Genomic DNA, 22406 nt, shown 5'->3' on the forward strand with positions numbered 1-22406 from the left:
CTTCGACAGAACTTAGCCGATCGCAAACAAGTGCGTGTTTTTAGCATTAGAAACGAAAGTGACAGAAAAGTGACGCGAAAAAACCAGGAATAACTGAAAAATCTATCTAAGGACTGAAAGCAGTTCTGAATGCTGGAAAAATCGAGTCCAAAGTCCTATCTGGAGTCAGATGAAAAAGAGCAAGTGTGCTGCTAACTTCTGTATGTTTTAGTTAGAGAGCATTGTGCTAGAAAACATTCGCGATCGCTTTAAAAAGTCTCGTCGCAATCGCCGCGAACCGACTCAGGTACAGCAGCTTGTGACAGATTTGCAAGTAGAGTCCAAGCTCGATGAAGTCTACATCCTGCTGATTGTGGGTTCTTGTGCGATCGCGACTTTTGGCTTGTTGTCGAACAGTGCCGCTGTGATCATTGGCGCGATGATTGTTGCTCCGTTAATGCTGCCAATTCGAGGATTGGCATTAGGCGCATTGATCGGAAATCTTTCTTTGTTCCGTCAAGGTGCAATTTCAGTGTTTGCAGGTACAGTTTTGGCGATGCTGATTTCCTGCCTGATTGGAATTTTGGTTCCACTCCCAAGCTATGGCAGTGAAGTGTTAGCACGTTCTGAACCAACCTTACTAGATTTAGGAGTTGCTGTAGCAGCGGGGGCAATTAGTGGATATGCCAAAGTTGAACCGAGGATTGCAGGAAGTTTGGCGGGAACTGCGATCGCGGTTGCCTTGATGCCTCCGGTGTGTGTGATTGGATTGGGATTAGCAGCAACCGATTGGTCACTCAGCTTGGGTGCAACTCTGCTATATGCGACAAATCTTCTGGGCATTACCTTGTCTTGTATGCTCACCTTTTTGATTGCTGGATATACTCGATTGCGTCATGCTCAACGCGCTTTGACTTGGGCGACCGTTTTGACTGTGCTTCTTTTGATTCCGCTGGGTGCAAGTTTTGCTCGATTGGTTCGACAGGCACAACTTCAACACGGTTTAGAGCAGGCTTTGTTAAATCGAACGGTGACATTTCAACGACTAGAATTGCTCAGAACTGAAGTGAACTGGCTTTCTAGTCCGCCAACGGTTCGCTTAAATGTCCGAGCGAGAGAGCCAGTCACACCAAAACAAGTTCAGCTTTTGGAAGAATTTATCAGTCGGGAAATGCGTCAACCATTTCGATTAATTTTTCAGGTAGGGCAAGTTCAGGAGGTTCGTAGTTCAAATGATTCAAATTGATAGATGGAATGTATTGTTAGATGCTTCACAAGCCTGAAGGGTTCAGCTTAAACTACTATTCGGACTTCAAATCAAGAGAAACCGAATGTCATCCACCAACACTCTAAAACGCCAAATTGGACTCGTTGGCGCGATCGCACTCGGTTTAGGATCAATCATTGGGACAGGAGTGTTTGTTAGCATCGGAATCGCGACCGGAATTGCAGGATCGGCAGTGATTGTTGCGATCGCACTTGCAGCAGGAGTGGCGATTTGTAATGGACTCAATAGCGCTCAACTGGCAGCAAGTCATCCAGTCAGCGGGGGTTCGTATGAGTATGGCTATCGATATTTGAATCCGCAGCTTGGATTTACAGCGGGTTGGATGTTTCTACTCGCAAAATCTGCTTCGGCTGCGACGGCTGCTTTGGGATTTGCAGGCTATTTATTGAATGTATTGGGCATTGAGAATAGTGCTTTGTTAGTTCCGATCGCGTTTAGTGCGATCGTCATTCTTACGCTGATAGTACTAGGGGGAATTCGTCGATCGAATGTGGTGAACATGGTGATTGTTGCGATCACATTGCTTTCACTGTTGTTCTTTGTGGTTGCAGGATTCCCGATCGTGCTTTCGACTCGATTTGCAAACTTCACGCCGTTTCTACCTGAGCAACCGATTCAAGCAATATTACAAGCGACTGCACTCATGTTTGTGGCTTATACCGGATACGGACGAATTGCCACAATGGGCGAAGAAGTTCGGGAACCTCAGCGAACGATTCCCCGCGCCATGCTCGTGACCTTGGTAATTACGATGTTGCTGTATGTCAGTGTTGCAGTCGTGGGAATTGGAGTAGTTGATGCAGCAGTTTTAGGCAATGTCACGAATCGCCAAGTTGCACCGCTCGAAGTCGCTGCTCGAAGCTTTGGAATTCCAGGAAGTAACTTAATCCTTGCTGTTGGAGCGATGACCGCAACATTGGGAGTGCTTCTGAACTTGATTTTGGGATTGTCTCGTGTGTTGTTTGCAATGGGTCGCCGTCGAGATATGCCGAGAATTGTAGCTCGATTGAGTGGTTCGGAAGCTTCACCAAACATTGCCATTATCGTGATGGGAAGTGCGATCGCGCTTTTAGTTCTCATTGGAGATGTAAGAGTTACTTGGTCATTTAGTGCTTTCTCAGTGCTGGTGTATTATGCGATTACGAATTTTGCAGCTTTACGAGTTCCCAAGCACGATCGACTTTATCCCAAGTGGATTGCTTGGATCGGATTGTTCGCCTGTCTCTTTCTCGCGTTTTGGGTCGAGCAACAGGTTTGGATGATTGGACTCGGCTTGATTGCGGTTGGCTTACTTTGGCAGGATTTGTTCCGCAAATTGAATCAAGTAACTTAGCTGCTCTCGGCGTTGTTGAACTTGTCGATCGATTTCTTGAGGACTATAGCTGTACCTACTTCAGTTAGGACACTTCATAAGAAGCCCCCCAGCCCCCAATTCTGGGGGAGCAAGAGTCTTAAGCCCCCAGAATTGGGGGTTTGGGGGCAACTCCGAGGATGTCCTAATCTAAACTTCTACTGCTATATTCTGAGGGCATTTTCGATTTTTCCCAAACAAAACCCCGTATCAGAACGGGGCAAAAGACGCAGTTAGGAGGTATCTGCTATTCACACTATCGAAGGAAATATTAAAACCTTCAGTTCTTAAGGCGTTCTTAACGTCCAAGGTTGGGAATCGGATCGCTCACGCCCCGAAACGATCGCGGTTTTCCACTTGCGACCCCAAACGCATCTCTCGGCGGCTTGAAGAAACTACAGACGACTTCAGCCGTTCCATCTTGCTCAAACAGTTCAAGAACTTTGTTGTCTTGAACGGTGATTTTCTTGCGGCAATCGTACACTTGCAGCGGTCGAACTTCGCCATCGACTTGAACTTGAGCGCGATATTCCCAATAGTTTTTTGCACTGCGCTTGATAGTAAGAATACAGATTTCTTGATTGTTCAACGTTCGACAAGGTGCAGCTTGAACTGGAAGTGCGATCGTAAGCAATAGAAGTATCAATATGAATAATTTTTTCATGTCAACCGCTGGCTAATTTATGAGCGTGTCTAGTGGTTTCGGGTAATCGATATTTTGTCGTGCAACCCATCACGTAAGCGATCGCACTTTTCAAACTAATTCGATGCCCGGAAGAAATATACAGCGGATTCGTCTTGATTCGAGTTCTCAGAACCGCTCCGATCGTGTCTTCTTTGTGCAGCAATGGAACCCAAGCCCCCCGCTCGTCTGGAACTTCAGAATAGGTTCCAATCAGACGAGATTTTGCCACCCCGATCGCAGGTAAATTCGTCAAAATTCCCAAGTGACAAGCAATTCCAAATCGTCTTGGATGCGCCAATCCTTGACCATCACAGAGTAGAAGATCAGGAATGATTTTCAGTTGTTCAAGTGCATCCAAAACCGCAGGCACTTCACGGAATGAGAGAAAGCCTGGAATGTAAGGAAAAGTTGTGGGACGACGAGCGATCGCACTTTCACAAAGCTGTAATTCGGGATAGCTCAGAACTGCGATCGCGGCTCTTGTGATCGCTCCGTCTTCCTCGAATCCAACATCGACTCCCGCGACATAATTGACCGCGCCGAATTGATCTTGGGTGATCACTTCTTGGCGGAGATCTTGTTGAATCACGATCGCGGCTTCTGCGGTGAGTGCCCATTCGTGTCGCGGTTCAATTTTCATGACTGTACTGTGTCCGAATTTAGCGATCGACCTACAATGCACTATTATCACTTCCCAGGGTTGCAATGCTAGGACGACTTCTTGATGCTCGGTACAAGATTATTCAAGCGCTAGGTTCTGGTGGCTTCGGGCAGACGTACATTGCAGAAGATACGCGCCGCCCTGGGAATCCGCGCTGTGTTCTAAAGCATCTGAGCTTTTCTTGTCAGGATGAGGCGATTTTGCGCCAAGTGCGTCGAATGTTTTATGCGGAAGCTGATACGTTAGAGAAATTGGGTCAGCATGATCAAATTCCACAGCTACTCGCATATTTTGAAGAAAATAACGAGTTCTATTTAGTTCAAGAATTCATTCAGGGACATTTGCTGAGTGATGAATTGAGCGGAGGTCAGAAGCTTTCAGAATCCCAAGTGATCGAACTGGTGGAGGATGTGACGCGCATTCTCGCTTTTGTGCATGAACATGGCGTGATTCATCGAGATTTGAAGCCAGAGAATTTGATTCGACGCGATCGAGACCAAAAACTGGTTCTAATCGATTTTGGAGCCGTGAAAACGATCATTGATACATCGCTTGCAGATACCGCTCCCCAAACTCAAATGAGTGTTCCGGTCTACACTTCGGGCTATGCTGCCAGTGAACAATGCTTAGGACGACCGAGGTTTAATAGCGATCTCTATTCGTTGGGAATGATTGCGATTCAGGCATTATCTGGAGTTCGCCCGTCTCAACTGGCAATTGATCCCCGAACTTATAGTGTCGTCTGGCGCGATCGCGCCAAAGTCAGTGATAATTTCGCTGCGATCTTGGAAAAGATGACGCAGTTTCATTTTAACGATCGCTATCAATCCACAGCCGAAGTATTGGAAGCGCTCGATCGAGTAAAATCTTCTGTCTTCACGCAAATTCCGCTTTCAAAAATCGAGCGTCCGCGTCCGCGTCGATCGAGAAAACGCTTCAAACTCGCAGCATTCGGTTTAGGAATTGCGTCGATCATAGGAGTTTCAGCCTGGACGCTCACTCGAAACAATCCATCACCTGAACCGATCGAGCAAACTTTACAGCCTGTCAGTGTGGGAGAACTCTCGCTAAATCCGCTCTCAACTGCACCTTTGAAGCAAGCTGGGATCGACAAAATGAGGAGCGGCAATTTTCCCGAAGCCGTGAAACTGTTCGAGAGAGCAAGACAAGCAGACAAAGCTGATCCCGAAACCTTGATCTATCTCAACAATGCTCGAATCGGGAAAGAGCAAGCTTATACGATCGCAGTTGTCGTTCCAATTCGCAATCAGCCGCAACCATCGATCGAAGTTTTGCGCGGAATTGCTCAGGCACAGGATCGAATCAACCGCACCAAAGCAATGAGATTGAGAATCGCGATCGCGTCCGATGATGCGAATCCTGAGTTAGCAACCGCGATCGCATCCCAACTGGTGAACGATCCCAATGTTCTTGGCGTGATCGGACATGGAACCAGCGACACAACGTATGCAGCAGGCAAAATTTATCAAGCAGGTGAGCTGGTCGCAATTTCTCCAGTCAGTTCTGCTAAAGACTTATCAGGCTTCAGCCAGTATGTATTCCGAACGATGCCAAGCGATGAACTTCCCGCAAAACGGCTTGCTGCGTACATGATGCAGAACTTGAAAAAGCGCAAAGTAGCAATCTTCTTCAATTCCAAAAATCGCTATAGTCGATCGCTGACTGATTCGTTCAAAGATGCGCTCTATTACGGTGATAAAGGGCAAGTCGTGGCAGAAATTGATCTCAGCGATCCCGCGATCGAGATTGCCGAGAGTGTAAATCAAGCAATCGAAAAAGGAGCCGAAGCGATTTTGCTGGCTCCAAATAGTGAATTACTCGATCGATCTCTACTTGTAATCAATGCGAATCGAAAACGCTTACCAATTCTTGCAGGAGACGCACTCTATTCCTCTCGCATCCTGACCGAATTGGGGAATTCATCCACTGGAATGATCGTTGCGATTCCCTCGGCTCAAACTCAACTTCAGAATTCACCCTTTGAGCAGCAAGCTCGATCGATGTGGGGCAGACCTGCACAATGGAGAGCGGCACTCGGCTATGATGCCACCCAAGCGATAATTGCCGCTCTGCAAAAAGCCCCAACCCGCAACGGCATTCGAGCGACTCTTTCGACCTCGAATTTTGCTGCGATCGGGGCTGTGAATTCAGTCCGATTTACGGAGAATGGCGATCGAGAAATGGCGATTACCCTAGTACGAGTCAGTTCAACAAAACCAGGGCAATTCGCATTTCGAGCGATCGACAAATAACCTTATCGCAGCGGTTGAACCACGGGTGCAGGTGCAACAGGCGCAGTTTGAGTTTGCAGCAATTGTTGACGACGTTTCAGGAAGTTCGCAGTTGCAGCATCCAAATTCTCTTGCTGTTGCTGACGGAGCAGTTCGGGGTCGAGTGTCGGATTCGAGACGCGCTGAATCAAATCCATCAAGCCGCCCGTTGGATTATCGCCCCGATTATTAAACAAGTTATTCAGCGAATCTTGAGATTGCGGATCGCGAAGTAAATCTGCACTGCTTGGGACTTGTTGGGCGTGAGACGGTTGCGTGATAGCAAATGCAATCCCTAATCCTGCGATCGCTCCGAATGCAAGCGCTTTTCTAGACATAACGGTGACTTCTCCAAGTGTGGCTGATCGTTATTCTGCCCGATTGATTTTCATTTTACCTACGACGGCTGATTTTGGGAATTTCTCCTGAGTGGGGTATTGCAGATAAGGCAATCAGCGATTTGACGGAATTGTTGCACTCACAAATCTGTCACAAGGCGGATAGAAAATATTTTGCAGCCATGAGAACGTATAGGGGTGTGAGGAGCAAACTTGCAAAACCCCTTGAAGTCGAAACACGGACAGACGCTCAAGGGGTTTTGTTTTGGGCAAAATCACGCTGCCAGTTTCTCGAATTCTTGCCAGCAGAGATAGAGCGATCGAGGAACGTGAAAACAGCCTTTCCATTTGCCGCCTTTCAGATTGAGTAACACGTCTCCACGTCGATCGAGATAGCCAAACCATTCGCCATATTCTGAATCTGCAAAGTGCGCCCAAGTATAGTCATGCACTTTCTCATACCAGTTCCAGCAGTCTTCGCGCCCAGTGAGCCGATATCCCATCAGCAGCGCGACCAAGGTTTCAACGTGAACCCACCAAAGTTTTTGATCCCACTCTAACTGTTGAGTCGGATAGCCTTTCACATCCAGGAAATAGTAGATTCCGCCGTATTCTTGATCCCAGGCGAATTTCAATGTGTTCAAAACAACATCAGTACACTGATTAATCAGATCAAGATTATTTGTTCGGTTCGCAATGTCCATCATGAACCACATTGCCTCAATCCCGTGTCCTGGATTGATTAGTCGCCCTTCAAAGCTATCAATATGTGACCCATCTGGAGCCACATTTTCGTAGAGTAAGTTTTCATCCAGAAAATCCGTCATCACTTCCTGAACGGTTGCCGTTAGTACTTGTTCGAGTGTTTCTTTTGGCAATAACCATTCCATCTCTAATGTGAGATTCGCGAGAATCATTGGAACGGATAACCCTTTCATCGATCGCGTTCCTGGATACGCTTTGTTATAGCTCCCTTTCGGATTGTCCTGTCGCCGCAATACGTTTTGATACGCCTGAAGCGCCACATCCCGCGCCCAATCTTGACTAGATGCCAGCGCAAACTGACTAAACGCCATTGCAGCGAAACAATCAGAGAAAATATTGTACGGCTGAATCAAAGGCGCACCGGAACGATCGAGCGAAAAATACCAGTTCCCCTCTGCATCTCGTCCATGTTTTGCTAAGAATTTCGCGCCGTGTTCTGCGATCGACACCCAATCCGATCGTTTCTCTAATCGGTTGCACAACATTGAAAACATCCAAACCTGGCGATTCTGCAACCAAATGAATTTATCCGTGTCGTACACCTTGCCTGTGCGATCGAGACATGTGAAATAACCGCCTTGATTGTCGATCGAATGATTTTCCCAAAAAGGCAACACGTTATTGAGGAGCGCAGTTTTGTACTGGTCTGCCAATTGTCGAAAATCGCGCTCCATATCGTGTTTCTCCTAAAAATCCGACCTTGATTCTAGAACGGAATGTCGTCTAATTCAGGTTGGGATTCGAGTGCGGGAGCCGCAGGCGCTTTCGTCGTTCGCTTTGGAGTCGATGTTGCAGGAGGCGGAGTGCTAGGAGCGCGAGTTGGAGCCGCAGCAGCGGGAGCGGTTACAGAACTTGAAATCGAAGTGCCATTCAGTGAATGAATCTTCTGGATCGTCAATTCTGCCTGCTTTTCCTTGAAGCCTTCCGGACGATCGACCGTGTTCATCGTCAGTCGACCTTCAAGAATCACTCGATCGCCTTCGTGATAATTTGCCTGAATCTCTTGAGCCAAATTGCCCCAACCCACGGCTTTGAGTTGAGTTGTAGGATCTTCAGGACGCAATCCAGCAAATTCGACGCGCATTTCAGCGATCGGGGTTTGATTATCTGAAGTAAATCGCAGTTGCGGTTCTTGAATGATGTCCGCTAACAAAATGATGCTGTTCATGAGCTTGTGAAAAGTGAGTGAACGTTATTCTACTGCCGATCGCTAATTTGTTACGAGCGGATTTGCTAATTTCTATTTTAGTACACGTGCTCTATTCTGGCTTCCTCAATGCCCTGTTCTTGATATACGAACTCTTGCACTTTCAGTCGATATTCGCGCAAAATCTCATCGACCCAACCGCGATTCGGACTGTTTGCATACACGTGAATCAGTGGCTCAGTCGCATCCGGTAAGATTAACACCCAGCTATCTCCTCGATCGGGATTAAAAATCTTCACCCCATCAAAGGTTTCCAGCATTTCTGCGGGATGACTTTCGACCAGATGCCGCATCAATGCCCCTTTCACCGTCCAAGGACAGCGCACCGAATAAGTTTTGTGCGAAACCCGTGGACATTCTGCCCGAATTTGCGCCAGGGTTCGATCTTGCAACGTCAGCATCTCGATCAGTTTCGCAATGCAGAACATCGCATCGAATCCAGGATGCAATTGCGGAAAAATAAAGCCCATTTCGCCACTGCCACCTAAAACCGTATTGCCGTGAGCGTGACAAGCTTCCATGAGTGCAGTTGGATTGGCTTTGGTACGGACGACTTTGCCATCATGACGGCGGGCAATTTGTTCGATCGCACTTGAGGCATGAACCGGAACCACGATCGTTCCTCGCGGATTTGCTGTCAGAATCATATCGACCATGAGCGCTGATAGCGTTTCGCCTCGAATTGGGCTACCCGTTTCATCTACCAAAATGAACTGTTCACCGTTGGCAGAGACTTGTACCCCAAAGGTGGCTTTGAGGGCTTCGACCACATGACCGAGTTGGTTTAAGAGTGATTCTCGATCGTTAACCGAGGGAGCCGTTTGCGTCAAACTCGCGTTCAAGACGACCGCATCACAGCCAAATTTCGCCAACAATTGCGGTAAGACTGCACCCGAAACCGCATAAGCGTAATCGATAATCACTTTCGAGCTACTGTGCTGAACGGCTTGAATGTTCAAATGTCGCTCGAATCCACGGCTATAGATTTCGGTTGCTTGATTCACCGCGACTACGCCACCAATTTCTTGGATCGGGGCACGACGAAAATCTTCTTTGAAAAATGCGCCTTCGATCTTTTTCTCGATCGATTTCGAGACATTAATCCCGTTGCGATCGAAGAATTCAATCAAAATATGATCCGATTTTTCTGGATGAATCCGAATGTGTAATCCACCCGCAACACCTAACGTTGGAACGACCGATCGAGATACTGGAATTGCCGTCGCTTCGAGGTTTTGCACATTAATTCCAACCGACATCAAGCCAGCAATCAGAGATCGAGAAACCATTCGCGAAATCGTTCTCTGATCCCGTGAAACGGTCACTTGCGATCCCGATTTTAACGTCGAACCATACGCCGCTCCGAGTTTCACCGCAAATTCTGGAATGATATCGACATTCGCTAATCCCGAAACGCCTCGCTGTCCAAACAAATTCCGATGCGCGGTATATCCCCAGATCAGATTCGTGTTCAGAGTCGCGCCAGCTTCCACATTCTTACTGGGCCACACCCGCACATTTGGACTGATCAGCGCTTCCTCGCCCACGGTTGAAAGCGGTCCCACAACTGCGCCTTCTAGAACGTGCGATCGTCGATCGATCCTCGCCCCACGCGCAATTACACAAGCCCGGAGATGCACTTCATCCCCGATCATTGCCCCATTCCAAATAATCGGACGCTTCAAATCAGCTTCAGCCCCAATCGTCACGTTATCCCCGATCGCGGTTCCAGCTTCGATCGTGACTCGTGATCCAATCCGGCAATTATTTCCAATAATCGCAGGCGTTTCAATTCGAGCAGACGAATCGATGTAGGTGTTTTCTCCCACCCATAATCCAGGCGATCGCTCTGTGTAATCGAACTCTAATTTCACCCGACGCGATAATCCTGCATACTGCGCTTCGCGATACGCATCTAAGTGCCCCACATCGCACCAGTAGCCCTCTGCAATGTAGCCATACATCGGTTCACCCTTATCGAGCAGCAGCGGGAAAAGATCTTTTGAAAAGTCCGCCTCTTCGTTTTCGGGCAAATACTTCAGCACATCCGGATCGAGAATATAAATTCCCGTATTGACCGTATCCGAAAAGATTTCACTACTCGAAGGCTTTTCGAGAAAGCGACGAATACGATACTCTTCATCGGTAATCACCACGCCGAATTCGATCGGGTTTTGTACACGAGTGAGAACCAGAGTCGCCTTCGAGCCTTTGCGGTAATGAAACTCGATCGCGGCACTCAGATCAAAATCCGTCACGCTATCGCCGCTAATCACCAAAAACGTATCGTCGAGCAATTCTGCGATATTTTTCACACAGCCTGCCGTTCCAAGAGGCTGATCTTCCTCTACGGCATACGTCATTTGGACTCCGAACTCGCTCCCGTCCTGAAAATAATCGCGCATCACATCCGGTAGATAATGCAGCGTAGCGATCACTTCTCGAATTTGGTGGCGTTTGAGCAGATCGATAATATGTTCCGCGATCGGGCGATTGAGAATTGGAACCATGGGTTTAGGCAGGTCACACGTGAGCGGTCTAAGTCGAGTTCCCGACCCCCCTGCCATTAACACTGCACGCATACAGTCTCCTTCTTACTTTCTCGATATTAGATCGCTCTTTACTTAATTTGACAGTGCAACCTTTGTTCGGACACTGAACCTCACAATTATTAGCAATCGCGGGAATGTGGGGAGTGGGGAGTGGGATGTGATATTTCGTTTCCCTACCCCCCACTCCCCACTCCCCCATCTCCGAATTTCGATTGCTAAAATTTGAACTATATCGATCGAAGGATGGTTGTATGGTCAAATTACTTCTGTTTGTCGCTTTGGCGGTTTATGTGGTTGGCGCTTATCGATTCTGGAAAGGATTTCGACGCACCAATTTCAGTCAAGGCAAAGTGTATTTAGCATTACTTTGGCCCGCTTTGATGTTTAATCGTTCTTACCGCCAAAACTTCACTCGCGCACTCAAAGGCTAAAACACTTGACTGTACAAGACTGGAATCCACAACTTGTGGCGATCGCCGATCGCTTTAACCGAGAATATCGCGGTGAAGCGATCGCGCTGCCCGAAGAAATTGAATCGATGCCCATTTTCCGAGAACGGGTGTCGGGACAACTCCAAGCCAAAACGACTTCTCCATTCTGGCAACTCGCTCAACCTCAGAAGAATCAACGCTGTCTCGATATTGGTTGCGGCGTTGGTTTTTTAATTTACAACTGGCGAGATTGGAATGCGTACTATTTCGGTCAAGATGTCAGCAAAGTTGCGTGTGATGCGATGAATGCTCGCGCTCCTCAACTGAATTCCAAACTGTTTAAGGGCGTGAAATTGGAAGCGGCTCATCAATTGGACTACGAGGCAAATCAGTTTGATTATGTGGTTTCAACTGGCGTGAGTTGTTATTCATCGATCGAGTATTGGAGCCAAGTAATCTCCGAAGTGAAACGAGTCCTCAAACCGGGTGGAGTGTTCATTTTCGACGTGCTTGATCCCGACGCGCCTCTATCTGAAAGTTGGGCAATTCTCGAAACTTACTTAGGAACAGAGGTTTTTCTTGAATCCCTCGAAGACTGGAAGAAACTCATTCAATCTGAAGGCGGCAAGATTGCGAAGACACTTCCTGGAGAGTTATTTCAGTTATACAAGGTGACGTTTTAACAATGCCTAAACAACGGCTTGATACACTGCTCGTCGATCGCGCTCTTTGCACTTCTCGCCAACAAGCTCAACGACTGATCCAGGCGGGTGAAGTTCGCGTTGCTCAACAGTTAATCGATAAGCCTGGAACTGAAGTCGAAATCAATGCCACGATCGATATTAAAGCGCGATCGCCCTTTGTTTCTCGTGGCGGTGAAAAGCTGAGTAAAGCCTTGCAGGAATTCTCGATCGAAGTTCGCGATCGAGTTTGTTTGGATGGGGGCATTTCAACAGGTGGCTTTACCGATTGTTTGCTGCAATCTGGTGCAAAACAAGTCTATGGGATTGATGTCGGGTATGGTCAAGTTGCTTGGAGTTTGCGCCAAGATCCACGGGTGATTTTGAGAGAACGAACAAACATTCGGCATCTTAAACCTGAAGAGTTGTACACCGATGATCAACCAATTCCAGATTTAGGTGTAGTCGATGTTTCGTTTATTTCACTCGCTAAAATCCTGCCTGCACTTTGGGAATTGTTGCAGCTACCGAAAGAAGTGATTTTGCTGGTAAAACCTCAGTTTGAAGTGGGACGCGATCGTATTGGGAAAAAAGGCGTTGTTCGCGATGTGAAAGATCAAACGGGCGCGATCGTGCAAGTTTTGGAATCTGCTCGATCGCTCGGTTGGTATTATCAAGGTCTCACTTGGTCGCCGCTCTTAGGTCCTGCTGGAAACATTGAATTTTTACTGTGGATGCGATCGAATCCTGAAACGACTACACCCGATTTCGATCAGATCAAACAATTGGTACAATCCGCCCAGAAAGCTTTACTCCATTAACTCTTGTTGAATTTCAATTCCTCGATTTTGCATCGCTTTATCAAACAAGTCTGTCGGTAACGCTTGCTCGATCGCCCAAACTCCAGGCTTTTTCAATTCCCCAGATAGCAACAATTCTGCAACTGTTCCGGTTCCAATTCCTGCTGAAACTGCCGTATCTGGATGGGTCAAGGTTGAAACACAGCGCATCGATCGACCCTCTTTTTCTCCAGTGACTTCTGATCGAATCGCCACACCAATGCCACTAAAGCGATCGCTTACATCGGTCATAGAGTGGCTGACATAAGATAGAAATTCAATCACTGCTTTTGTTTGCAATAATCGCGGATGCCACCAACGCGCCACACTCCAAGTGAGATAGTTATAAAACCTTGGAACCGTTGCAAATTTAGTAATGACAGTCTTTACCGGAAAAGTATCGGGCAGTGTAAAGGCTTCGGGCATATCAAACCAGTAAACGCCAACTTTGCCGTATTTCGGAAATTCTACGACTTCTCGATCGCTATACGGCTTCACTATCTGCCAATCCCCACCAATCCAAGCCTCAAACGGTCGCTGTAATCCGAGAAACGTCGTTCGCATCACAGTCACACCTGCGCCACCTGAACCCGCAACGACATAACTTAAATGAATTTTTTCCGCATGGTCTAACTGTTCAACATCACGCCGAACCATACTATTAGAAATACCAGGAAAAATTCCAGTGTTAATAATTGCGGTAACACCCGCAGATTCAGCATTCGATCGAAAAGCCAATGCCTTCCGAGTAAATGACGGATGATCACTGACATCGATATAGTTCACACCTTGATCAATGCAAGTTTGTAACACACTCGCATCACGATAGTGAAACGGTCCCGCACAGTGAATTACTAGATCAGATTGCGCGATCGCTTCTTTTAATCCCACTCCTGTAAACAAATCGATCGCGATAAATTTGACTCGTTCTCCCAGTTGCCGACTTGCCTCTGCTCCAGAGATTAAATTGCGTCCTGCGATCGTAATTTCTGCCGAAGTATGAGCAATCAAATCAGCGGCAACTTTGCTCCCGATGCGACCTGTACCACCGAGAATAAGAACTTGCTTTGTCATGAGAGAATCTGCGCGTTACGTTTCTGATTCTCATTGTAGAGCTAGGCTGTTAGCGAATTCCCGTCTGACTTTGCAATGCTTCATATTGCGCCTTGAAATACGGGTCAGAACTTTCTTTCATTGCTTCTTTTGCTACTTGAAATGCTTCGTTCAATCGTCCTAGCTGCCGCAAGGTTTCGATTTGATAGTATCTTGCCTGAGTCAGAGAATAAGGATCACGCTGAGCAGTTCCAATTGCGGCATTCAGCGATCGTAGTGCTTCTTCGTATCTTCCCAACCGATACTGCGCCATTCCAATGTCACTAAAGATATGAGCACTTTCTCGAACATACCGCAGATAAAATTCGAGAGATACGATCGCTTCTTCATACCGTCCAAGCTGCAAGAGTGCATCGCCTCGCTCATGTGCCAAATCCCGACAGTCCGGACGCAACTCATAAGCGCGATCGTAACTCTGAATTGCTTCCTCAAACCGTTGATGTTTCGCCAATGCCAGTCCGCGTTCGTGCCAGAGTCGAAACTCATTCGGATGCTGTTTCAAACCTTGATCGTAAACTGCGATCGCGCCTTCTAAGTCCTTTGCCTTCTCCAGTTGCTTCCCATATCCAAGCCATTGAAGCGGTTGCGTAAAGGGTAACGGCTGATAAGGATCAAGCTGAGATTTGGAGCGATTTTTCTGTAGAGATTGACTTGCGATCGCAATACTCAGAGCGATCGCGACAATGCTCCAACCGACAACGGGCGAACTTGGAGATATCGAAATCGGGGTCGAAGATGGCTCTGAGGTCGTGGAGAGGGGATTCGACATACGGCAGACTCACAAAGGTGAATCCAATTTAGCATTTCATTTCAGAGTGTCCAACCACTAGCGCATTAGGAGATAGTAAAACACAGCTTGAGAGAATATTACAAAACAGCCTCCACAAAGTAAGCAGGTGGTAATTGCTCCAATCATTAGCCCTTTGAGCGTTTCAGATTGTCGCTGTCGTCGGAGCCAGAGCGAGATTGGGAGTAAATGAATAATTTGCGAAAATCCGATTCCCCAAAAGAGCAACATACAGAGATTAAACAGTTGCTTCGCCCAAGGTAATGAAGGGGAATAGACAAGCTTACTTTGGAGCAATACAACTGTGATCAAATAATAAATTGCAGCAGCAACAATGTTGGAAGCAAATGCAATCAAAGCTCCCTGATTAACCGGATTTGGTGTATTTCTTCGAGACATAGATTATGTGTTGACAGTGTAGGAAGCGATCGCAAATTTACTACTGCTCTCCTCGATTTAGGTGACTGTACCTTGCTGATTCTTGTGTCCTTTTCAGGGATGAATCTGATTGATGTCGCCTGCGTCATTGATAGCAATTACAGTTCCAGTGGGAATCTGCGGGAGCAAGGAACTCAATTGCACAAACAGTGGTAATAGATGATTAGGGCGTGTACTACTTGAATCAAGAATAATAAGCCTTAGCGATCGCTGTATCCAGCTTTGTTGATAAATCAAATTTTTGTCAGCAGTGATGAAAATATCGAAGGGATGAGCTTCTGCTAGATCAAGAATCTCACGGTCTTTGAATCCTCGCCAGCCCATATCATCTACATTACTAACTAAGTATCCAGCTTCTACTAATGGACGTTTGAGTTTTTTGCTCAACAAATTCTCGTCAAGTAGAACCTGCACTGGCGTTGCGTTCCTGTTCGATTAGAGTTTTCGCAATAATTTCCAAGACTTGAATGGCTTGGGATTGTAGATATGGAAAGTCTTCAACAAATTCAGCAAGCCCGTTTTCACCCTCTAGATAATCGAAGAAGGTTTGGATTGGAACACGAGTTCCTATAAAAACAGGCATTCCACTCATAATCTCTGGGTCAGAATGAATCAGTCGATAGCGTTGTAGGGTGTCTTGAACTGCCATAAAAGAAAGGTGGATTATCCTACTGGACTGATTGTAATGGACGCAACTCCAATTTGATTCTGAGTCTGCGGTGAGTATGTCCAAAATTTTGCGTGGCTCTGGATTTCCCGCTTCGTTGCAGTCCGCCCGGAAATGGAATCTCCGGGCTAATGGGTGAAAGGAGGCTGAAGCCCCCTAAGAGTTCGATTTCAGCCCACTTTAGTGGGGTTCCCTCTATCAGCCCGGAGATTCATTTCCGGGCGGAATCGCGGGTAAACAAACACGTCAAAATTTACAAACCCTCTGCGGTAAGGCAAGTCAGAGTCTAACAACATCGTACTCTAAGAATCATGCTGCTTTTGTATGAGACGCGATCGCAAAATCCCTTCCCTCTTGCGATCGCACTCCCATCCTAGATTTTCTCCGGCATTTGCACCTGTGCCAAAATTCGCTGTAACTGTTCGCCTTCCAGCACTTCAGTTCCTAACAGAGTTTGAGTCGTCGATTCGAGTAGCAATAGATTGTGTCGCAGAATCGACAATGCCGTTGTATAGGATTGATCAATCGTTTGTTTGATCAATCGATCGATTTCCGAAGCCACTTCTGCACTAATCGATCGACGGGTACTGCCACTCTCAAGAAACTGGGATTGCTGAGTTTCAAATGCGATCGGTCCCAAGGTTTCACCCATTCCATACTGTGTGATTGCTCGTTCTGCCAGCGTGGTTGCTTTTTGAATATCATCACTTGCACCACTCGACACCTTACCAAAGACAATCTCTTCTGCTGCTCGTCCACCGAGTAGAGTTGCAATCTGTCCACGCAGTTCATCTTCGATTAGCAAAAATCGATCTTCTTCAGGAGATTGCAAGGTATAGCCTAAAGCACCCAATCCACGAGGCACGATCGAGATTTTTGTAACTTTGCTACCTCCCGGCATCAATGCACCAACTAGCGCATGACCAACTTCGTGATATGCAACCGTTTGACGCTCCAATGGAGAGAGAATTCGCGATCGCTTTTCCAATCCAGCAATCACACGCTCGATCGCTTCTCTAAAGTCTGCCATTAACACTGCTTGGCGATTTTGGCGGGCTGCCATCAATGCCGCTTCGTTGACCAAATTTGCTAAATCTGCACCTGCGAATCCTACCGTTTGAGCTGCGATCGCATTTAAATCAACATCTTCCCCCAATTTCACAGCACGAGAATGCACCCGTAAGATGGCTTCTCTACCGCTTTTATCAGGACGATCGACTAACACTTGTCGATCGAAGCGACCCGGACGACGCAATGCAGGATCGAGAATTTCAGGGCGATTAGTGGCTGCAATGAGAATGACCCCTTGATTGCCATTGAATCCATCCATTTCGGTCAATAGCTGATTCAAAGTTTGTTCACGTTCATCATTGCCATTGAAATTGGAATTACCGCGAGATTTCCCGATCGCATCCAATTCATCAATGAAAATAATGCAGGGAGCTTGCCGTTTCGCTTGCTGGAACAAATCCCGGACACGAGAAGCACCCACTCCCACATACAATTCAACAAACTCCGAACCTGACATGCTGAAGAATGGAACGCCTGCTTCTCCTGCAACCGCTTTCGCCAGCAAAGTTTTACCCGTTCCAGGAGGTCCAACTAGCAACACACCTTTCGGAATCTTTGCGCCAATTCTGCGGTACTTCTCACCGTTCTTCAGAAAATCGACAACTTCTTGCAATTCCTGTTTTGCTTCATCAACGCCCGCAACATCCGCGAACTTCATCCCAGTTTTGCCCTGACTGTAGACTCTCGCTTTGCTCTTACCAATTCCAGTGAGTCCACCAATTCCGCCGCCTGCTTGACTGAATTTTGTTAACCAAACAAGTACACCCGCCATCGCTCCCATCGAAAGCAATAATCCCAGGATGTTACCCGCAGAAACTCGCTCATCGACAAAAGAAATTCCTTGACTACGAAGTAAGTTCGGGAGATTGGCTTGAGAACGATCGCTAATCGTGTAGTAACGCTGTCCTCCAAATTCGGGCTTGAGACTATATTCGATGCGATCGACTTTAATCGTAACTTGTGCAATTTGTCGGGCTTGGACTTGTTGCAGAAATTCGCTGTAAGCAGCTTGAGAAATCGTGTTCATGCTTGTGGAGCGTTGATGAGGAACTGTTAGAAGGTGTGAGCTTCTGTGCTTATTTTCAAGGTTCAATTGTACGATCGACAGAGGCAGTAACCGCACGATCGACGCGGGTTTACCGTAACTCAGGTATGGCTCCTACGATTGTTTGAGACGGATTCCCGCTGCTTCAGAACTGAGATCCAATTTAAACAACTGCTTTGCAAAGAGCAATGCTGCCAAGATGCAAACTGTACCATTCAGCATCAATGTGCTAGAAGCACCGATTGCGGTTGCTAATGTTCCTGCTAACAACTGACCAAATGGTGCAATTCCTAAAAAAGACATCGTAAACAAGCTCATAATCCGTCCTCGTTTATCATCTTCCACGATCGTTTGCAGGACTGTGTTACTGGCAGAAATTTGCAGAATCGTTCCGAACCCAGTGAGCATCATTGCTGGAATAGACAACCAAACTTGTGTGGATAGTCCAAAGCAAATCAATCCGATTCCAGCGAGGATTGGCGCGATCGCAATCACTTGATTCAATCCAACAACCGTCGATCGAGTACTCATATAACCTCCGCCGATCAACGCTCCAATGCCTGATGCTGCAAGTAAAAATCCGAGCGTATGAGCATCGACACGCAAAACTTGAAGCGCCATCACTGGAGCAAGAATCGTATTCGACATCACCATCAGACTGAAGATCGCCATCAAGGTCAAAATCGATCGAATAGAAGTCGATCGAAACGCATAGTTAAATCCTTCTCGAATGCTTTGAAGTGGACGAGATTGATTCATTGATCGCGGCTGTGCTCTAATTTGCATCAGTAACAATCCAGCAATCACAGCAATGTAACTTAGTCCATCAATCAAGAAACAATAGCCTGCACCGACTCTGGCAATCACAATTCCTGCGATCGCGGGACCGAGTAATCGTCCGCCATTTACCATCGTGGAATTAAGCGCGATCGCACTTGCCAGATCTTCCCGACGCTCGATCATGTCTTTTACAAACGTTTGTCGAGTCGGAGCATCTACGACAGTTATCAATCCCTGAAGAAATCCCAAGCCCAACAACAGCCAAAGATTGATTGTTCCGCTCAAAGTAAAACCAGCCAATAACAGCGATTGCACCATTGAGAAGGCTTGAGTCGCGATTAATAAAGAACGTCGATCGAAGCGATCGGCAAGTAATCCTCCAAACGGAGCAAGAAAGAAATTCGGAACCTGCCCCATAAAGCCCACTAATCCCAAAACAAATGCTGACTCAGTTAATTGATACGCAACCCAAACCGTTGCCAATTGCGTCATCCAAGTTCCGATCAGTGAAATTCCTTGTCCTGCAAAAAATAGCCGATAATTTCTCGATCGTAGTGCCGGAAGCGTGAGTTTCATGACCAAAATGCCAGAGAATCTTGCCTTAATCTAAACCACCATAGATTTGTTCAACGAACCCTCTAGAATAAAGAATGTTTTTTCAAACGAAGGGCACGATCGATGCGGCTATCTCAGATGCTATTTGTCACGTTACGGGAAGATCCCGCCGAGGCAGAAATCCCTAGCCATAAGCTTTTGGTTAGAGCGGGATATATTCGGCGGATTGGTAGCGGGATTTATAGCTATTTGCCGCTGATGTGGCGCGTGTTGCAAAAGATTTCTCAAATCGTGCGCGAAGAAATGAATGCCACAGGCGCACAAGAATGTTTACTGCCTCAGTTGCAGCCTTCGGAATTGTGGAAAGAATCCGGTCGCTGGGACACGTATACCAAGGCAGAAGGAATTATGTTTGCGTTGGTCGATCGACAAGATCGCGAATTGGGTCTGGGTCCGACTCATGAGGAAGTGATTACGACGATCGCTCGTGACATGATTCGTTCCTATCGCCAATTGCCGCAAAATCTCTATCAAATTCAAACCAAATTCCGCGATGAAATTCGTCCTCGATTTGGCTTGATGCGCGGTCGAGAATTCATCATGAAAGATGCGTATTCTTTCGATGCTGATGAAGCTGGACTGAAAAAAACCTATGAAAAAATGCACGATGCCTACTGCAACATTCTTCGCAGAACAGGCTTAGAGTTTCGTGCGGTAGATGCCGATTCGGGTGCGATCGGCGGATCAGGATCTCAAGAATTCATGGTGCTGGCAGAAGCAGGAGAGGACGAAGTTCTCTACACCGAAGATGGCAAATATGCAGCGAATGTAGAGAAAGCGATCGCACTTCCATCCGATGTTGAGCGTTCACCGTTCACGAGTTACGAAAAGCGCGAAACTCCTGGAACCGAAACGATCGAGAAACTCTGCAAATTCTTTGAATGTTCTGCCACAAACGTTGTTAAAAATGTTCTCTATCAGGCGGTATTTGATAGTGGAATGACTGCATTAGTACTCGTTCACATCCGAGGCGATCAAGATGTAAACGATGTGAAATTGCAGAATGAACTGACTAAAATTGCCGATCGCTTTAACGCAAAGACAGTCATTTCTCTCACCGTTCCTGATGCCGAAGCTCAACAAAAATGGGCAGAAAAATCGTTACCTTTGGGTTACATCTCTCCCGGAATTTCGGATAGTTATATTCGATCGACAAAAGATATCTCTCCCAAATTTGTTCGCTTCTTGGATCAAACCGCAGCCGAGTTAGAGAACTTTGTCACAGGCTCAGACGAATCGGGTTATCACGTCGTTGGAGCAAACTGGGGCAAAGAATTCCAAAAACCGGATCTCGTTGTCGATGTACGAAAAGCGAGAGTGGGCGATCGCTCAATTCACGATCCGTCTCAAACGCTGAAAACTGCCAGAGGAATCGAAATCGGGCACATTTTCCAGCTCGGAACCAAGTACTCAGAAGCGATGAACGCAACCTATACCAATGAGCAAGGCGAAGAAATGCCTTTAGTCATGGGCTGTTATGGAATCGGAGTGTCGAGACTGGCTCAAGCCGCGATCGAGCAATCCTACGACAAAGATGGAATTGTTCTACCCGTTGCGATCGCGCCCTACCATGCGATCGTTGTGATTCCAAATGTGAACGATGCCGATCAAGTCAGCACCGCAGAAAAACTGTATGCCGAACTAAATCAAGCAGGAGTCGAAACTTTATTAGACGATCGCAATGAACGTGCAGGAGTCAAATTCAAAGATGCTGAACTGATTGGAATTCCTTACCGGATTGTGACTGGCAAATCGCTCAAAGATGGCAAAGTTGAAATGGTAGAGCGATCGACCAAAGCCGTTCAGGAAATTGCGATCGGTGATGTCGTTTCGACCTTGAAAGATGCGATCGCAAATGCAACTCGTCCGTAAAGATGGAAGCAAAACAACTTTCCTCGCTTCATCTTGATGACCTCCGCCAAGAGAAAGCAGAACGTCCTGGATGGTCTGTCACATTCGGGGCGATGTGTGCAGAAGCCGCAGCCTTTTGTCTAGAGGATCAGGGACATCAAAACTGCGTCCTGCTTCAAATTGACGGCATTCAATCGAGTGAAATTGAGCTTCATTGGACAGCGATCGACGATACCATTCGCCGATTTCAAGCTGATCAGGAAGTTACTACCGAGTACGGAGCTTACGGAATTGCCGCGCTCGTCATGCCATTCCTCACAGGGCTAACTGTGATTGAACGCTCTATTAAGGGTAAAAGTTTCGGGTTTGATTTCTGGCTAGGTTCCATCGCGGATTCAGAGTCGCTCTTTCAGCGAAAAGCGCGGCTGGAAGTGTCGGGGATTCGTCGGGGCACTGAAACGATGCTGCAATCCAGAGTTAAGATGAAACTAAAGCAAATTACTCCTTCAGATCCAGTCGCCCCTGAGTATGTGTCTATCGTCGAATTTAGTACACCTCGATCGCGGATTGTCGAAAAATGCAGGACGTAGAAACGCTCCATCAAGAGGCAATGGCTTTGGTAGACCAAGCAGTATTAGCCCGACAGCGCGGCGACTCCGCTCAGACTGCCGAGTTGACTAGAGCAGCATTTGAGAAAGAACGGGCAGCATCAAATTTAGTGGCAAATCAGTTTGAGTTAGAGCCAACGCGCTCTGTGTTGCATCGAAGTGCAGCGGTTTTGGCGTTAGAGTGTGATGAACTTAGAGAAGCAGAACGGCTAATCGGTCGAGCTTTAGCAGGTAATCCGCCAGATGATATTGCTAATGAGCTACGTGATTTGTTATTGGATGAAGTCTATTCGCATCGGCAAGCAATTTGAAACTCAACTTCAGCTTAGTGGAAAGCATTAGCATTCCAAGAATAAGAAGTGTG

Annotated in this window: 22 protein-coding genes; 9 read left to right on the forward strand and 13 right to left on the reverse strand. The window is 46.9% G+C overall.

All coding sequences use genetic code 11. The features are described 5' to 3' along the window. The first annotated feature begins 223 nt into the window (after positions 1–223). Both ACQ4M5_RS05115 and ACQ4M5_RS05120 read left to right on the forward strand, forming a co-directional pair. Positions 224–1225, forward strand: coding sequence for a TIGR00341 family protein (locus ACQ4M5_RS05115; protein WP_430674531.1), 1002 nt, complete (start codon positions 224–226; stop codon positions 1223–1225). A gap of 85 nt (positions 1226–1310) precedes the next feature. After that, a complete protein-coding gene (locus tag ACQ4M5_RS05120) occupies positions 1311–2600 on the forward strand; it encodes an APC family permease (RefSeq protein WP_430674532.1) in 1290 nt (429 codons plus the stop codon). A gap of 316 nt (positions 2601–2916) precedes the next feature. On the opposite strand, the gene ACQ4M5_RS05125 is transcribed toward ACQ4M5_RS05120, so the two are convergent. Both ACQ4M5_RS05125 and nfi read right to left on the reverse strand, forming a co-directional pair. Then, the gene (locus tag ACQ4M5_RS05125; RefSeq protein WP_430674533.1) at positions 2917–3282 is read right to left on the reverse strand and encodes a hypothetical protein; all 366 of its coding nucleotides are present in this window, start codon (positions 3280–3282) and stop codon (positions 2917–2919) included. A 1-nt stretch (position 3283) separates the two neighbouring features. Further along, entirely contained in the window at positions 3284–3943 is a 660-nt protein-coding gene (nfi, locus tag ACQ4M5_RS05130; protein ID WP_430674534.1) for a deoxyribonuclease V, read from the reverse strand. A gap of 65 nt (positions 3944–4008) precedes the next feature. On the opposite strand from nfi, the gene ACQ4M5_RS05135 reads away from it, so the two are divergent. Further along, positions 4009–6237: a protein kinase domain-containing protein gene (locus ACQ4M5_RS05135; RefSeq protein WP_430674535.1), complete on the forward strand. Its 2229-nt coding sequence runs from the start codon at positions 4009–4011 to the stop codon at positions 6235–6237. 2 nt (positions 6238–6239) lie between these two features. Here ACQ4M5_RS05135 and ACQ4M5_RS05140 read toward each other — a convergent pair whose 3' ends face one another. The 4 genes from ACQ4M5_RS05140 to ACQ4M5_RS05155 all read right to left on the reverse strand — a co-directional run bounded on the left by ACQ4M5_RS05140 (position 6240) and on the right by ACQ4M5_RS05155 (position 11147). Further along, positions 6240–6593, reverse strand: coding sequence for a hypothetical protein (locus tag ACQ4M5_RS05140; protein WP_430674536.1), 354 nt, complete (start codon positions 6591–6593; stop codon positions 6240–6242). 275 nt (positions 6594–6868) lie between these two features. After that, positions 6869–8032: an AGE family epimerase/isomerase gene (locus ACQ4M5_RS05145; protein WP_430674537.1), complete on the reverse strand. Its 1164-nt coding sequence runs from the start codon at positions 8030–8032 to the stop codon at positions 6869–6871. Positions 8033–8064: 32 nt separating this feature from the next. Continuing rightward, complete coding sequence (locus tag ACQ4M5_RS05150) at positions 8065–8526, reverse strand: single-stranded DNA-binding protein (protein WP_430674538.1); 462 nt, start codon at positions 8524–8526, stop codon at positions 8065–8067. Positions 8527–8603: 77 nt separating this feature from the next. Beyond that, positions 8604–11147, reverse strand: a complete 2544-nt coding sequence (locus tag ACQ4M5_RS05155; protein ID WP_430674539.1) for a sugar phosphate nucleotidyltransferase — start codon at positions 11145–11147, stop codon at positions 8604–8606. Between the two features lie 221 nt (positions 11148–11368). Between ACQ4M5_RS05155 and ACQ4M5_RS05160 the strand changes: the two genes are divergently transcribed. The 3 genes from ACQ4M5_RS05160 to ACQ4M5_RS05170 are packed head-to-tail and all read left to right on the forward strand — an operon-like array spanning position 11369 to position 13049. Continuing rightward, positions 11369–11548, forward strand: coding sequence for a hypothetical protein (locus tag ACQ4M5_RS05160; protein ID WP_430674540.1), 180 nt, complete (start codon positions 11369–11371; stop codon positions 11546–11548). A 5-nt stretch (positions 11549–11553) separates the two neighbouring features. Then, positions 11554–12231 (forward strand): class I SAM-dependent methyltransferase, encoded by a 678-nt coding sequence (locus ACQ4M5_RS05165; RefSeq protein ID WP_430674541.1) that lies wholly within the window; start codon positions 11554–11556, stop codon positions 12229–12231. A gap of 2 nt (positions 12232–12233) precedes the next feature. After that, positions 12234–13049: a TlyA family RNA methyltransferase gene (locus ACQ4M5_RS05170; RefSeq protein ID WP_430674542.1), complete on the forward strand. Its 816-nt coding sequence runs from the start codon at positions 12234–12236 to the stop codon at positions 13047–13049. On the opposite strand, the gene ACQ4M5_RS05175 is transcribed toward ACQ4M5_RS05170, so the two are convergent. The 7 genes from ACQ4M5_RS05175 to ACQ4M5_RS05205 form a co-directional block, all read right to left on the reverse strand. Beyond that, positions 13038–14141 carry a saccharopine dehydrogenase family protein gene (locus tag ACQ4M5_RS05175; RefSeq protein ID WP_430674544.1) on the reverse strand — a complete coding sequence of 368 codons (1104 nt, stop codon included), beginning with the start codon at positions 14139–14141 and terminating at the stop codon, positions 13038–13040. The genes ACQ4M5_RS05170 and ACQ4M5_RS05175 overlap by 12 nt on opposite strands. Positions 14142–14190: 49 nt before the next feature. Then, entirely contained in the window at positions 14191–14949 is a 759-nt protein-coding gene (locus ACQ4M5_RS05180) for a tetratricopeptide repeat protein (RefSeq protein WP_430674545.1), read from the reverse strand. Between the two features lie 57 nt (positions 14950–15006). Continuing rightward, a complete protein-coding gene (locus tag ACQ4M5_RS05185; protein ID WP_430674546.1) occupies positions 15007–15366 on the reverse strand; it encodes a hypothetical protein in 360 nt (119 codons plus the stop codon). 93 nt (positions 15367–15459) lie between these two features. Continuing rightward, the gene (locus tag ACQ4M5_RS05190) at positions 15460–15819 is read right to left on the reverse strand and encodes a DUF5615 family PIN-like protein (RefSeq protein ID WP_430674547.1); all 360 of its coding nucleotides are present in this window, start codon (positions 15817–15819) and stop codon (positions 15460–15462) included. After that, a complete protein-coding gene (locus ACQ4M5_RS05195; RefSeq protein WP_430674548.1) occupies positions 15803–16054 on the reverse strand; it encodes a DUF433 domain-containing protein in 252 nt (83 codons plus the stop codon). Before ACQ4M5_RS05195 ends, ACQ4M5_RS05190 begins: the two co-directional genes overlap by 17 nt. Before the next feature lie 391 nt (positions 16055–16445). Then, positions 16446–18266, reverse strand: coding sequence for an ATP-dependent zinc metalloprotease FtsH (gene ftsH / locus ACQ4M5_RS05200; protein ID WP_430674549.1), 1821 nt, complete (start codon positions 18264–18266; stop codon positions 16446–16448). A 36-nt stretch (positions 18267–18302) separates the two neighbouring features. Continuing rightward, the gene (locus ACQ4M5_RS05205) at positions 18303–19544 is read right to left on the reverse strand and encodes an MFS transporter (protein WP_430674550.1); all 1242 of its coding nucleotides are present in this window, start codon (positions 19542–19544) and stop codon (positions 18303–18305) included. 102 nt (positions 19545–19646) lie between these two features. Here ACQ4M5_RS05205 and ACQ4M5_RS05210 point away from each other — a divergent pair, with 102 nt between their 5' ends. The 3 genes from ACQ4M5_RS05210 to ACQ4M5_RS05220 are packed head-to-tail and all read left to right on the forward strand — an operon-like array spanning position 19647 to position 22353. Continuing rightward, a complete protein-coding gene (locus ACQ4M5_RS05210; protein WP_430674551.1) occupies positions 19647–21455 on the forward strand; it encodes a proline--tRNA ligase in 1809 nt (602 codons plus the stop codon). 2 nt (positions 21456–21457) lie between these two features. Beyond that, a complete protein-coding gene (locus ACQ4M5_RS05215; protein ID WP_430674552.1) occupies positions 21458–22024 on the forward strand; it encodes a hypothetical protein in 567 nt (188 codons plus the stop codon). Then, positions 22012–22353, forward strand: a complete 342-nt coding sequence (locus ACQ4M5_RS05220; protein WP_430674553.1) for a hypothetical protein — start codon at positions 22012–22014, stop codon at positions 22351–22353. Before ACQ4M5_RS05215 ends, ACQ4M5_RS05220 begins: the two co-directional genes overlap by 13 nt. Positions 22354–22406: the final 53 nt, after the last annotated feature.

This window comes from Leptolyngbya sp. AN10, assembly GCF_050565645.1.
In the GTDB taxonomy this organism is placed as follows: domain Bacteria; phylum Cyanobacteriota; class Cyanobacteriia; order Leptolyngbyales; family Leptolyngbyaceae; genus Leptolyngbya.

Bases quoted from the DNA above. Each gene is read 5' to 3' on its own strand.
- ACQ4M5_RS05120 (WP_430674532.1), top strand. From the start codon at position 1,311: ATGTCATCCACCAACACTCTAAAACGCCAAATTGGACTCGTTGGCGCG.
- ACQ4M5_RS05125 (WP_430674533.1), bottom strand. From the start codon at position 3,282: ATGAAAAAATTATTCATATTGATACTTCTATTGCTTACGATCGCACTT.
- nfi (WP_430674534.1), bottom strand. From the start codon at position 3,943: ATGAAAATTGAACCGCGACACGAATGGGCACTCACCGCAGAAGCCGCG.
- ACQ4M5_RS05135 (WP_430674535.1), top strand. From the start codon at position 4,009: ATGCTAGGACGACTTCTTGATGCTCGGTACAAGATTATTCAAGCGCTA.
- ACQ4M5_RS05140 (WP_430674536.1), bottom strand. From the start codon at position 6,593: ATGTCTAGAAAAGCGCTTGCATTCGGAGCGATCGCAGGATTAGGGATT.
- ACQ4M5_RS05145 (WP_430674537.1), bottom strand. From the start codon at position 8,032: ATGGAGCGCGATTTTCGACAATTGGCAGACCAGTACAAAACTGCGCTC.
- ACQ4M5_RS05150 (WP_430674538.1), bottom strand. From the start codon at position 8,526: ATGAACAGCATCATTTTGTTAGCGGACATCATTCAAGAACCGCAACTG.
- ACQ4M5_RS05155 (WP_430674539.1), bottom strand. From the start codon at position 11,147: ATGCGTGCAGTGTTAATGGCAGGGGGGTCGGGAACTCGACTTAGACCG.
- ACQ4M5_RS05160 (WP_430674540.1), top strand. From the start codon at position 11,369: ATGGTCAAATTACTTCTGTTTGTCGCTTTGGCGGTTTATGTGGTTGGC.
- ACQ4M5_RS05170 (WP_430674542.1), top strand. From the start codon at position 12,234: ATGCCTAAACAACGGCTTGATACACTGCTCGTCGATCGCGCTCTTTGC.
- ACQ4M5_RS05175 (WP_430674544.1), bottom strand. From the start codon at position 14,141: ATGACAAAGCAAGTTCTTATTCTCGGTGGTACAGGTCGCATCGGGAGC.
- ACQ4M5_RS05180 (WP_430674545.1), bottom strand. From the start codon at position 14,949: ATGTCGAATCCCCTCTCCACGACCTCAGAGCCATCTTCGACCCCGATT.
- ACQ4M5_RS05185 (WP_430674546.1), bottom strand. From the start codon at position 15,366: ATGTCTCGAAGAAATACACCAAATCCGGTTAATCAGGGAGCTTTGATT.
- ACQ4M5_RS05195 (WP_430674548.1), bottom strand. From the start codon at position 16,054: ATGGCAGTTCAAGACACCCTACAACGCTATCGACTGATTCATTCTGAC.
- ACQ4M5_RS05205 (WP_430674550.1), bottom strand. From the start codon at position 19,544: ATGAAACTCACGCTTCCGGCACTACGATCGAGAAATTATCGGCTATTT.
- ACQ4M5_RS05210 (WP_430674551.1), top strand. From the start codon at position 19,647: ATGCGGCTATCTCAGATGCTATTTGTCACGTTACGGGAAGATCCCGCC.
- ACQ4M5_RS05215 (WP_430674552.1), top strand. From the start codon at position 21,458: ATGGAAGCAAAACAACTTTCCTCGCTTCATCTTGATGACCTCCGCCAA.
- ACQ4M5_RS05220 (WP_430674553.1), top strand. From the start codon at position 22,012: ATGCAGGACGTAGAAACGCTCCATCAAGAGGCAATGGCTTTGGTAGAC.